This window comes from Sphingobacterium sp. GVS05A (assembly GCF_019969845.1).
Taxonomy (GTDB): Bacteria; Bacteroidota; Bacteroidia; order Sphingobacteriales; family Sphingobacteriaceae; genus Sphingobacterium.
The window spans coordinates 142589-156876 of the sequence record NZ_JAHXYR010000007.1 but is presented as its reverse complement, the minus strand read 5'-3'; the positions used below and the strand labels follow the sequence as shown (position 1 = coordinate 156876).

The following is a 14288-nucleotide window of genomic DNA, read 5'->3' as shown; positions in this document are numbered from 1 at the left end:
TAATTACCTAAAAAATGAGTCTATTTTACAAAAAAGCAACGGGCCTAGCATTATGCACTATATTTAGTGCTTCCGCCCTCTATGCACAACAAACTATTACCGGTAAAGTATCCGATGACAAGGGACCTGTTTCAGGGGTTACTGTAGCTGTCAAAGGAACTACAAAGGCAACACAAACAAACGCCAGCGGATCATTTAATATTGATGCCGCTCCAGGAGAAACAATCCGTCTATCAATCGTCGGGTACAAAACTCAGGAAATCGTTGTTGGATCGACTAAAACGATTAATGTTACATTGACCGCAGATGCTTCGACATTAGGAGAAGTCGTTGTGACGGCAATGGGTATAAAAAGAGAAAAGAAAACATTGGGCTATTCTTTTCAAGAGGTTAAATCCGAACAACTTACAGATGCCAAAGAAACCAACGTTGCGAATGCTTTAGTTGGTAAAGTTTCCGGACTTCAGGTGATCAAAGGTTCTGCAGGTCCAGCATCTTCGACTAAGATCACGCTTCGTGGTAACAACTCACTTACAGGAGATAATCAACCATTAATCATTGTTGACGGTGTGCCGATGAATAATTTCCTTGGCGGTATGAAAGGAAATGGTGATAAAAACAATGACATGTGGAATCCAGCGACCGATATGGGTGGCGGATTGGGCGATATCAACCCCGACGATATCGAAAGTATGTCAGTTCTTAAAGGCGGTGCAGCATCAGCGCTATATGGATCAAGAGCTGGTAATGGTGCCATCGTCATCACAACCAAATCAGGTAAAGCGCAAAAAGGTGCTGGCATCACATATTCTTCCACCATTGGTCTTGAAACTATATTCATGACACCAAAGCTTCAAAACAGCTATGGTCAAGGAAAAGATGGTGTTTACAATCCAATAAGCACGACAAGCTGGGGCGATAAAGCAACTAAAGTATATGACAATATTGGTGCATACTTTAACACAGGTGTTAATCACACACAAAATCTTGCTTTTCAACAACAGCTGGGCGAAACCAACATCTATTCTTCTGCAACCTATCTAAATGATCAAAGTAAGATCCCGGGTTCTTCATTAGAGAGAATCAATTTGATGACGAAAGTTACCTCATCATTTGGCCCTGACAAACGCTGGACCACTGATGTCAAAGTGCAGTACATGAATATGAATGCCAAAAATAGACCTATTTCGGGCCAAAACAATTCAAACGTTTATAGCACTTTGTTTACCATGCCTCGCTCCATGAATATTCTGGATTTTAAAAACCCATTGAATGCAGTGGGAGATATGGCTTGGTATGGAACAAGTGAGAATAAAACAATGAACCCGTACTGGTTGGAAAAATACCGTTTGAATAATGACATTCGTGACCGTTTTATCATGAATGGAAACATCAAGTACAAATTCAATGATTGGTTGGATGCGGAAGCAAGATTTGGACGTGATCAGTATACAACCAATTATGAAAACAAAACTTACGGCGGTAGCCCATTGATTACAGGTGGTAGTTATGGAGTTGGTAAAAACACCTTCTTTGAAAACAACTTCACTGTTGCATTAAATGCACGTAAAGATAACTTGATTGGAAAATGGGGTGGGTCTGCTTCCGTATTTGGACAAATTATGAAAACGAGATCTACTGGGATAGATGCAAGTACAGGAGAACTTCAAGTACCCAATCTATTCTACATCAACAACAGTAAATCTTTTCCTACAATCGAACAGAGTTTATTGCAAAAGCAGATCAACTCACTATACGCTACTGCGGAAATCAATTACGACAACTACCTATTCTTTAATGTGACTGGAAGAAATGACTGGTCATCAGCGTTAGGATTGGATAACAGATCTTTCTTCTATCCTTCCGTAAGTGGATCATGGGTAATTTCGGATATGATTAACAAAACTGGGGGTTCATTACCGAGCTGGTTATCTTTTGCGAAGTTGAGAGGATCTTATGCTGAGGTTGGTAACGATCTTCCATCTTTCCAATTGTATAATGTTTACAACATTGGAAAAGATCCAAATGGTAATACAACCGCTGGTATGGGGAATACCAAATATAGCCCTAGCATCCTGAGCGAGCTCATCAAAACCATCGAATTTGGTTTCGACACCCGATTATTCAACAGCAGATTAGGATTGGATTTTGCCTGGTATAAAACCAATGCAACCAACCAGCTGATAGATCTTCCGATGAACCCTTATAGTGGTTATGAATACGAAAAAATCAATGCTGGAAATATTCAGAACTCAGGTTTTGAAATTGTATTGGACGGAAGGATATTAACCAATAAAGATCAGTTAACATGGAATTCAAGCCTGAACTTTTCAAGAAACAGAAATAAGATCATCAGCCTTGCTGACGGTGTAGACATGTATCCATTAGGATCTTATGACAACGTTTCTATCCGTGCACTTGAAGGTGGATTATATGGTGATATTTATGGTACTAAATTTCTAAGAGTTGAAGATCCGAATAGTGAATTTAATGGTCAATTGATCTTAAATGGCAGTGGATTGCCACAGGCTGCAAGCGGATTGCATAAACTCGGAAACCAAGCCCCTAAAGCATTGGTAGGCTGGAACAATAATTTTGCTTACAAAAACTTTGGATTAAGCTTCCAGGTAGATGGAAGATTTGGCGGTGAATTCTTCTCCGGAACAAATCTAAATCTACAGGCAAATGGTAATGCTGAAGCCACAGCTCCAAATGGCGAGCGTAATCCGTTTGTCGTAGATGGTGTGATCGCATCTAATGGCTCTTACACAAAAAATACAATTCAAACCACGCAACAATTATATTGGACGCAAGTGACTTCCACTTCAGGAAACTATGGTATTACAGAACAAAATGTGTATGACGCAACCAATATCCGTTTGAGAAATGTGACATTAAGCTATAATTTCCCAAAAAGCATACTGGGCAACAGCATTGTACAACGCGCTAAAGTTAGCTTGACAGGAAATAATCTTTGGATGATCAAAAGTTATGCAAATGGTGTAGATCCAGAATCTGTATTCGCAATCAACTCAAATGCGACAGGCTTTGAGAACTTCTCTACGCCAACATCCAGATCTTTCTTCCTTAATGTGACTTTAGGCTTCTAATCAATAAAAACGATAAATCATGAAAAATATCATATCAAAAATAGGTTTTGCAGTACTTCTGGGAGGAGTAATCAGCTCATGCTCTAAATTTGAAGAGATGAACGTCAACCCTTATAAGGCCAATGACGATCAGGTCAAAATAGAATTCTTTTTTAACAATTCACTTACGGGCGCGCAACAAGATCCAAATATCGCTGAACGCATCTTTGTCCTCGACTGGAAGACTACCGGAAGACAGCATATGACCAACGGTTTAGCTACTGGAACAGTAAATGATGATTGGTCTAAAGAATATTATAGATATTCAGCTGAATGGATCAAAAATGCAACCAAAGGAATTGAAGTTGCTACCAATGAAATCAACGCTGGATCCGCAAAAGATTATACCAATAATTTATTACAGATTTCCCGTATCTGGAGAGCATACCTGATCAGTGAGGTAACGGATAATTTTGGTCCTACCCCTATTGCATTTGCAGAAGGAGTCAATCCTAAATACAGTTCGGTGAAAGATGTTTACTACTATCTTTTCGAGGAGCTTAAAGATGCGACATCCAAAATAAAACCTGATATTAAGGTTCCTGATGATGTCGTGAAATTTGACCGTGCCTATGGGTTTAACGATGAGAAGTGGATCAAATATGCCAATTCAATGCGGATGCGTTTAGCGATGCGCCTATCTGAGATCGATGCAAACAAAGCAAAATCAGAATTTGAAGCCGCTGTCGCTACCAATAAGTACATCAGCAATACAGCGGACAATTTCACTGTTGCCGAGAAAGACGGTTGGGATCCATTGACTGGCGTTATGAGCCGCAGCTGGAACTACCAGGCTCTTTCAGCGACATTAAATAATTTATATCTTGGATTAGGTGGTATTCAAACAGAAAAGCAAGTTGCTCAAGATTTGAAATCTTCAATCAAAGCCGAGAACTACATTGGTAAGCGTTACAGTAACCATTTCACCAGCATGACTAATGATCCTTCTGCTGGTTACTGGCTGGATGGTCTTCCAAATAAAATAGATCCGCGTGCGTTAAAAGCATTCTTTATTCCTGGAGATTTTAACAATCAAAATTTCTTTGATAATGGAGATGACTCTAAAAAAACGGTAGATACCTTAGTGAATGGTAATGCCAAAATTGCGGTAAATACAAAATACACCTGGAATGCATTTTCATTAGGTGACTGGGCAGCAAAGGGAACAAACAACCGCTTAAGAAGCACATTAGTTGGTAAAGTTCCAGCAATCGCGGTTCAGTTCAGAAGAAGCGCAAATAGCCGCATCTTCTTTGCCAACTGGGAGACCTATTTCCTTTTAGCTGAAGCATCTCTAAAAGGATGGATCACAGGGACATCCGCGCAGGCAGCCTATGAGAGTGGTGTCAGAGCCAATTTCGATTACTGGGGCGTAGGTCAGTTTGCTTCGGAATACCTAAGCTCTACGGATTATAACAGAGTGGGCACATCAGTTAGTTTCACTCATATTACGGAACCGGGTGATGCACATACCATGGATTATATTGATGGCTATACCAATGCTGCTGGTACAGTAAGCATTAAATATCCTGTCAATTCACTTTACAAAAATGGTACAGTACGCAATGACTTATTGACGAAGATTATTACTCAAAAATTCATTGCCAATTTACCTTGGTTACCATTAGAGTCCTGGAATGATCAAAGAAGACTGGGCTTACCTTTCTACGAAAATCCTGCGATTGAAAATGCTTTACCGAACTTACCTGATCTAACATCAGCAAACTTTATGACAAGCAATATCAAATTCTTTCCGCAACGATTAGCATTCCCATCTTCATTTAGGGATACTGATCCTGCTGAATACCAAAACGCGGTATCGCTATTGGGTGGCGCCGATAAAGTGTTGACACCACTTTGGTGGGCAAAACAGAAATAAGTTTTTCACACCATAACTTTATAATTAAGCCGGCTTATAGCCGGCTTTTTTCATTTCGCAGTTTCGGAACCCTTTTCGTAGACGCTTTGTTACAATCACAACCATCTATATACCTATCAAAATAACGAAGAATACCATTTTCACTCATTAAAACCGTTAAGTTCAAAATTCTTTTTAAAAAATTTAAAAAGAATTTTGAACTTAACACAAAGAGTATATATCTTTAACATATAAAGCGTACAGAAGCAAATATATTTGACCTGAGGCAAATACTATGAAAACCAGATTGACTTCCAAAGGAATGTTAATCATAATTAAACTTAAGAGAACCAAAACAATACTACGAATACAAGAACTAGATTATGATCATCGAGATTTTAAGAGTGTTGTATTACAACCCAATGCAACCGATTGCAGATATTGCAAATTCATTGTCCCGAAGTATTCCATCTGTCACCAAACAGATTAATGATCTCATGACTAAAAATGTCATCGTAGAGAAAGGTTATGCTGCGTCCACTGGAGGAAGAAAAGCCATACAATATATGCTTAATGAAGATTTAACGCACAGCATCATCAGCATTACCATCGATCAATTTTACACTTCCATATCTTTAACAAACCTGAAAGCCGAAATAATTTCTTCAAAAAACAATATTCCGATTGACCTTGGAGACAGAAATGCCACAGACGCAATAATAGAAGCCATAAACAATTTCATTAGCACCGGCAATATAGATCTAAATCAGGTTATCGGTATCGGAATCAGCATGCCCGGCTTTGTAAATACTGAAACAGGGCTCAATGAATCCTACAATGAAGATTCTTGTTTACATAATATCCGAGAGTGGATAGAAAAAGAATTTCATATTCCCACGATCATTGACAATGACTCGCGTTGTGTTGCATGGGCAGAGAAAAAATTTGGAGAAGCCCGGGATTCCTCCCATTCTTTAGTGATCAATCTAAATTGGGGAGTAGGCTTAGGGATTTTAATCAACGATGACATATTTAAGGGTACATCAGGCTATGCTGGAGAATTTAGCCATATTCCACTTTCTGAAACACTGACATTATGCTCATGTGGAAAAAGAGGCTGTTTGGAGGTCGAAGCATCCATTAGTGCCGCAATTCGAAATATCGAAAGAGATATTAAAAATGGTGAATATTCTATTTATGAAAAACTGGTCAATGAACATGTCAATAAAATTGAGGCATTAATTGAAGCTGTTCAAATCGGTGACCAAGTAGCAATTAATAATATTGGGAAAATTGGTTACATGCTTGGCAAAGGAATTTCAACGTTAATACACATTCTCAATCCAAACAAAATTATCATCAGCGGTAGAGGAGCAGAAATCGGGCATATTCTAGCTCCTCATATCCAGGTTGCGATCAACGAGTATAGTATTCCCAAGATTTCAAAAAAGACGACACTTGGCATCTCTACATTACACAAGAGAGCACAGCAAATGGGCACAGCAGCCTTAGTAGTAGAAAAATACATTACGAACATAATTAACTAACGTTTTTAAACAAACACCTAAAACATGAGTCTATTTTACAAAAAAACTGCAGGGTTGGCGTTATGTACACTTTTTAGTGCGACATCACTCTACGCGCAGCAAAGCATTTCTGGAATAGTTTCAGATGCTAATGGACCTATCTCTGGTGCTACTGTTTCTGTAAAGGGAACAACTAGAGGTACGCAAACAGGGGCTAATGGATCATTTACAATTCAAGCCGCACAAGGCGAAACATTACGCGTATCCATCGTGGGATACAAATCTCAGGAGATTGTTGTTGGAGCAACCAAAACAATCAATATTAAACTATCGGAAGATGCTTCCAACTTAGAGGAAGTAGTCGTCACCGCGATGGGGATCAAACGGGCACCAAAAGAACTTGGATATGCTATGAGCACAGTTGACTCCAAGGAACTAACTAAAACAGGATCTCCCAATTTCGCTGGAGCATTATATGGTAAGGCACCAGGTGTACGTATCTCAGCAGCTCCCGGTGGCGCCACATCAGGTATCAACATTAATATTCGTGGAACGAATTCGATTACTGGAAATTCCCAACCTTTAGTCATCATTGACGGGGTACCAATGAGACAAACTTCTTTCAACAACTCGGATTACTGGGGAGATCAACGTGCCCGGGGTAATGGACTGGAAGATCTCAATCCTGAAGACATCGAAAATATCAGTATTCTAAAAGGTGCTTCCGCTGCAGCACTATATGGATCGGAAGCAATGAATGGTGTAGTTTTGGTAACTACAAAATCTGGAAAAGCAGGAAAAGGATTTACACTCGATTTTAATGCTACCTACACACATGATCAAATTGCTTATTTACCAAGATTTCAAGACGTCAGGGGACCTGGATACTCTAAGGCATATCAAAATGATAAACAGTCAGATGATATGTTCCAATATTATGAAAATACTCAAGCTATAAATGGCGTCAATAGGGGTGTCATGAATACTAGTGTGAATTTCGGGCCTTTATTTGATGGAAAGGATATTATTTCTTGGGACGGAAAAGTTCGTCCTTACTCCGCGCAAAATGCCTACAACAAATTTTTCAACAATCCAAATAACAGCATTTTCAACTTAGCACTGGGTAATACGACAGAAAATTCCAACATTCGTTTCTCGCTTACCCGGCAAGATAATCAGATGACAGCATTAGAATCTTATAACAAGAAAAATATCGCAAATCTGAATGCAAGCTTTACACTTTGGAAAAATTTCAAGAATGATGTTGTTGTCAACTTTGTCAATCAACGTACCCATAACAGACCATTTTTAACGGATCGTTTGATTAACAACTTTGGAGGTATGATTTCTACATTTGATAATCCCGATTGGTACTATGACAAATATCAAACGAGTTTAGGTTATAAATATGTAATTGATGCGCCAGATGCCCAAAGCCTAACTCCAGGAGAGAATATACGATACAATGGTTACCGAGCAGATGTTTTAGAGTATGCTTGGAACTCTAAGGCGAAACAATATGACGAATACTCAAACCGTTTAATCGGCTCATATACTGCGACATGGAGTGTAACAAATGATCTGTCGTTACGTGCACGCGTTTCCGCAGACGTTACAGCCTTAAAAACAGAAGATAAACAACCCAACGAAAAACCTCTTTTGTTCGGAAATTCAGGATTTTTCTCTTTAGGAAACCAAAATGCAAATATCTATTATACCGATTTATTGGCTACTTATAATAAACAATTAAATAAAGATATTAAAATCGGAGTTGTTGGAGGCTATACAGCAACACGATCAGAGGATGTATATGTACAAAACCAAACTGATGGTGGATTAACTGTAAGAAATTGGTTTGACGTAAATGCAACATTAAATCAGGCTACGAGAAGCGACAGATATAATTATAGAAACCGTATGTTAAGAGACGCTCTCTTTGGAACCTTAAATTTCAATTTGAAAGAATTCTGGAATGTAGAAGGGACATTACGTCGCGAACGAATTTCGACCATGCGCCCAGACAACAATGTGCTTTATTATCCATCAGTAAATTCAAGTTTGATTCTGTCCGATGCTTTCCATTTACCAGAATTTTTTAATTATGCCAAATTACGAGGTTCATGGGGTATTGTTGGCAATTATCCGGACATCTATAAAAGTGCGCTGGCTTATACACAAAAAACTTTAGGAACGCAAACTAATGGCGGTGCTTCTGTTATATATACAACAGTGCCTACCACTGAATTTGGCAATGAAACTATCAAACCAGAGACTAAAAACGAGATTGAATTTGGGTTGGAAACTAAAATGTTAAACGGGCGATTGGGACTAGATATCACTTATTACAATGGATTGATTAAAGATCAGATCTTAAACTATACTTTGCCAATCAGCTCTGGATCAAATTCAATCCTAGCAAACGTAGGTACTTTACGCAATACGGGATGGGAATTCGCAATTAACGGTACACCAATTCAAAAAGAAAATTTCAGATGGTCTACAACATTGAACTTTTCAATGAATAAAAATATGGTCAAGGAATTACCAGGTAATACCGGCACCTTATTGTTAAGAGATTATGATGGAAACGCAGCACAATTAGTCGCTAATGTAGGTCAGCCCATGGGTGACATCATGGTAAGACCTATTAAATTAGACGACAATGGAAATAAGGTTGTATCCGCAAATGGCTTGTATGAGATAGATGGAAATCGGTGGATAAAAGCTGGAAATGCAATGCCAAAAGCAGTCGGAGGTTTTATCAACAACTTCAATTATAAAAACTTCAACTTAGATATTTTAATGGATTTTAGACTCGGAGGAAGTGTTATGCCTACCGGTATAAATTGGATGACGAGTAGAGGGTTAACAGAGGAAAGTTTAAATAATATGGATGCAGCCCATGGAGGATTGAGCTATTATCAAACTAAAGATGCCAGCGGTAACACAATTGGAATTGCCACAAATGGCAATACTGGTCCAAATGGGGAAACAGTCTATCACGATGGTATGCTTATGGATGGCAAGCTGTCAGATGGAACAAATAATACAAACATTATTTCGCAGGCTACCTATTATAACAGCACGTATAATTGGGGCGGGCCACAATATTCCCAATCAAGATATGAGCTCTATGTACAAAAAAATAATTATATAAAAATGCGTGAAATATCACTGGGCTATCGTTTACCTGCTTCAGTCGCCGCTAAATTAAAGGCTAAGAATTTACAAATATCCGCATTTGGTCGCAACTTATTCTTTGTATACAGGTCAATTAAAGATATAGATCCAGAACAAATGACAGGTGGTTCTAACTGGATTAATAATGTTTCAAATGCAGGGACATCACCCGCTACAAGAACCTATGGTTTAATGCTACGTGCTAGCTTCTAAATTTTACGAAAATGAAAAAACAAATTTTTATTTTGGGGCTTCTTGCAGCTTCCATATCGACGATAACATCTTGTAAAAAAGATTCTTTTGGTGATTTTTATAAAAACCCAGGTAAAGTGTCAGAATCAACGCCAGAAAAGCAATTTACTGGTATGATTTATGACTTTCGAGCATTAATCATACCAACCTATGGCAATTATTTCATCACATTACGCCCAACAATCAATCTATACATCCAAAATCTTGGATCTGTAAATCAGGCCAATCAATTAATCCCTGGCTCTGCCGCCGTAGAAGAAAGATGGAACAAATATTATGCTGGTCTAGCACAATACAAGGAATTTGTTCGTTTGTATGACGCACTAAGCGCTGAGGATAAAATTCAGAAAAGGGCAATGGCCTTGGCCGCGAAAGTTTTGTTTTATGACCAAACGCAACAAATGGTAGACTTAGTAGGCGATATTCCTTGGACAGAAGCGGGTAAATTAATGGGAAACGGGGGGGATTATACAATATCTTATCCAAAGTATGACAAAGCAGAGGATATTTATACCACCATGTTAGATGATTTAAAAGCAATTAGTACTGAACTAAAGTCTACTACCGTTCCACAAACTTTTGCCGCCACCTTCAAAACACAGGATTTAGTTAACAATGGTGATATCACTTTATGGACAAAATATTGTAATTCACTTCGTTTAAGAATGTTAACCCGCGTTTCTGGAACTTCTCAATTTTCTGCGAGAGCGGCCACGGAACTTGCTCAGATTGTAGAAGATCCAACGAACTATCCTCTTATTTTAACAAATAGTGAAAACGCCCAAATTGATATTTTTAATATAAGCTCAGATATTAAATCCGAAGACGTCAAAGGTGCTTTTGAAACAGATGGTTGGTATTCAAACATAGCCAGTAAATATATGATTGATGAAATGAATAAAATCAACGACCCCCGTCGCCAGTTGTTATTTGAAACTGGTTCAACTGCAAATAAAGCTTATATTGGTCTCGATCAGAGCGCGTCATCAGCTGACCAAAACATTTTGGTCAGGGGAACAACGTTAAGCTTCTTACATCGTAACACGATTTCGCGAAACAAATTTCTTCCCGGTCTATTGGTAACCGCCTCTGAAGTAAACTTCTTATTAGCTGAATACTATAATAAACACAACAATAATACAAAAGCGAAATCTGTATTTGAAATAGCATTGAAAGAATCGGTAGACCTCTATACGAAGATTAGTCAGAAAAGTGATGATGCTACTATTGCTAAAGCTACTGTCCCTACAACGACTCAGATTAATGATTTTGTAACAGCTGTCAACTGGGATAATGCGAGTAATAAAATGCAATTGATCGCCACACAAAAATGGTTACATTTCAACTTGTTCCAGGCTGTGGAAAACTGGTCAGAACAACGACGTTTAGATTACCCCAAATTTACTATCCCAACATTTTCTTCTGATAGACAAAAAACTGTCCCTGTCAGATTAACGCTACCTCAAACAGAGGCTACTTACAACACAAAAAATTACGATGAAGTAAAAAGTAAAGACACACCGGACACCAAAATTTTCTGGGACGTCAATTAATCGACACTACATCTACCAAATAGAAAGCCACTCTCGGGTGGCTTTCTTATGTTCATTTTCATTATATTTATACATGCAAAAACTGACAACTATTATATCAACCGCACTACTGGCAACAACCTCTACATTTGCCTTTGGGCAAGCACACAATGTATCGGGCGGCTACCAAAAACCTACAGATCCTTTAGTGATCGAAAACCTCGAACAATGGCAGGACATGAAATTCGGTCTTTTCATGCACTGGGGAACCTACAGTCAATGGGGAATTGTTGAAAGCTGGAGTATCTGTCCCGAAGATGAGGGCTGGACACAACGCAAACCAGAGCATGGTAAAACCTATTTTGAATACCTCAAGAATTACGAAAATCTGCAGACAACATTCAACCCGACAGATTTCAATCCTCAAAAATGGGCTGATGCAGCCAAAGCAGCCGGAATGAAATATGTGGTCTTTACAACCAAGCACCACGATGGTTTTGCGATGTTCGACACCAAAGAATCAGATTATAAGATTACTTCTACCAAAACACCTTTCTCCTCCAATCCAAAGGCAAATGTGACCAAAGAGATCTTCAATACATTTCGCAACGACGGGTTCAAAATCGGAGCTTACTTCTCCAAACCGGACTGGCACTCCGAATACTATTGGTGGCCCTATTTCCCACCTAAGGACAGAAATGTAAATTATGACCCGAAAAAATATCCTGAACGTTGGCAGAAATTTAAAGATTTCACCTACAACCAGATCGATGAACTAACATCGGAGTATGGAAAGGTGGATATTCTATGGCTGGACGGTGGACAAGTACGTCCCTTAGAAACTGTAGACAAGTCAGTAGACTGGCAACAGACAATCAAAGTGGATCAAAATATTGATATGGACCGCATCGGTGGTATGGCCCGAAAAAATCAACCAGGCCTTATTGTCGTAGACCGTACTGTTCCCGGAAACTGGGAAAATTATGTGACACCCGAACAGGCTATCCCTGAGCATCCGTTGGACATCCCTTGGGAAAGCTGCATCACTATGGGAGACTCCTTTAGCTATGTTCCAAATGACAATTACAAACCAACAAAGAAAATCGTCGAAACGCTTGTCAAGATTATTTCCCGTGGTGGTAACTATTTACTTAACATCGCCCCAGGCCCCAAAGGTGACTATGACCAAGCAGCATATGATCGTCTAAACGAATTATCTGCTTGGATGAAAATGAATCAAAGCGCAGTATATGCAACACGTACCGTTGCCCCTTACCATCAAGGTGACTATTATTACACCAGAAGTAAGGACAGCAAGATCGTCAATGTATTCCACCTTTCACAAGGGGACACTTATCAACAGCCGAATGAATATGTTTTTCAGGTGCCTGACAATTTTAAAGTGAAAAAAGTCACAATCTTAGGACATAAAGGTCGCTTGGATTGGTCGCAACGTGACAACCAGATCACCCTGAGAAGTCCGGGCACCAGATTCAATTATGCTACCGCGATTCAATTGCAAAGCAAGTAATAAAAAAGCAGCTGAATTACATCAGCTGCTTTTTTATTATCCGATAACGATGATCGACTTCAGGTATTTTCGAGGATTTTCATCGACTACTGAAAACCAGCAAATATAAATCGTCCCGATTTCCGTTCTCAATTAATACCCGAATAACTAAAAACACTAGCTATAAAAAGACAGCACTTGTGAACTTGTCAGTACATACTAACAGAATGAAACAAATAACCTTATATTTAGCATTATCACTCCTAACATTTTACTCTTGTAAAAGCTACAAGCCGCAGATAATCTCCTCCCAACAGATCTTCCAAGAGGGACAGGTCAATTTCAAACAATGCCATGCCTCAACCATACAATCCATCGGCAAAGACAGCCTCCTGGCATGCTGGTTTGGCGGCACACATGAATCCAATCCCGATGTCGTGATATGGAGCTCCATTTACGCCAACGGGCGGTGGCAATCACCAGTTCAAATCGCAGATGGAATCCTCGAAGGTAAACGCTATCCAACCTGGAACCCTGTGCTTTATCAACACCTAACGAACGACAGCCTATATTTGTTCTATAAAATTGGTCCCAATCCACGCGAATGGAAGGGCTATGTCAAATACTCACTTGATAAAGGTCATAATTGGTCCACAGCTCAACAATTACCTGAGGGCATATTGGGACCAATCAAAAACAAACCATTGACATTGTCTAATGGTGACATACTATCTCCTTCCAGCACCGAATCAAAAGACGAAATCTGGAAAGCACATGTCGAGCTCAGTCGCGATCATGGTAAAACCTGGTCTATCAGTAAAATACGGCCCGACACTAGCATCCAAGTAATTCAACCAAGTATTGTCCAACATTCAAATGGACGGATTCAAGTACTTTGTCGCAGTAAAGAAAATAAGGTAATGAGTGCTTTTTCTTCCGACCAAGGCAACAGCTGGGGACCATGGAAAGCCACCAACCTGCTCAATCCGAATTCGGCAACCGATGCCATTCGATTGAAAAATGGATTATTTATGATCGTATACAATCCAGCAATCGCTGGAAATGAATGGTGGGAAGGACGAACAAAACTACATGTCGCAACGTCCCATGATGGTCTTCACTGGCATGATACACTAACTTTGGAAGATGGGGTCAAAGGAGATGAATATTCTTATCCGACCATTATACAGGATAAAAGTGGTCTGATACATATCACCTATACCTGGAATAGAAAGAGTATCAAACACATTGTCCTCAAATAAACACAGGGATCTATTGAAA

At 39.2% G+C, this 14288-nt stretch carries 7 protein-coding genes; all 7 read left to right on the top strand.

Going from position 1 to position 14288, the window contains the following annotated elements; all coding sequences use genetic code 11:
* Positions 1-14: 14 nt before the first annotated feature.
* Complete coding sequence (locus tag LC454_RS17865; protein WP_223583824.1) at positions 15-3110, top strand: SusC/RagA family TonB-linked outer membrane protein; 3096 nt, start codon at positions 15-17, stop codon at positions 3108-3110.
* Positions 3111-3129: 19 nt separating this feature from the next.
* Positions 3130-5028 carry a SusD/RagB family nutrient-binding outer membrane lipoprotein gene (locus LC454_RS17860; RefSeq protein ID WP_223583823.1) on the top strand — a complete coding sequence of 633 codons (1899 nt, stop codon included), beginning with the start codon at positions 3130-3132 and terminating at the stop codon, positions 5026-5028.
* A 362-nt stretch (positions 5029-5390) separates the two neighbouring features.
* Positions 5391-6554 carry an ROK family protein gene (locus LC454_RS17855; protein ID WP_223583822.1) on the top strand — a complete coding sequence of 388 codons (1164 nt, stop codon included), beginning with the start codon at positions 5391-5393 and terminating at the stop codon, positions 6552-6554.
* 24 nt (positions 6555-6578) lie between these two features.
* A complete protein-coding gene (locus LC454_RS17850; RefSeq protein WP_223583821.1) occupies positions 6579-9926 on the top strand; it encodes a SusC/RagA family TonB-linked outer membrane protein in 3348 nt (1115 codons plus the stop codon).
* Between the two features lie 11 nt (positions 9927-9937).
* On the top strand, positions 9938-11518 hold the full coding sequence (locus LC454_RS17845; RefSeq protein WP_223583820.1) for a SusD/RagB family nutrient-binding outer membrane lipoprotein: 1581 nt from the start codon (positions 9938-9940) through the stop codon (positions 11516-11518).
* Between the two features lie 73 nt (positions 11519-11591).
* Positions 11592-13028, top strand: coding sequence for an alpha-L-fucosidase (locus tag LC454_RS17840; RefSeq protein WP_223583819.1), 1437 nt, complete (start codon positions 11592-11594; stop codon positions 13026-13028).
* A 206-nt stretch (positions 13029-13234) separates the two neighbouring features.
* Positions 13235-14269, top strand: a complete 1035-nt coding sequence (locus LC454_RS17835) for a sialidase family protein (RefSeq protein WP_223583818.1) — start codon at positions 13235-13237, stop codon at positions 14267-14269.
* The last annotated feature ends 19 nt before the right edge of the window (positions 14270-14288 follow it).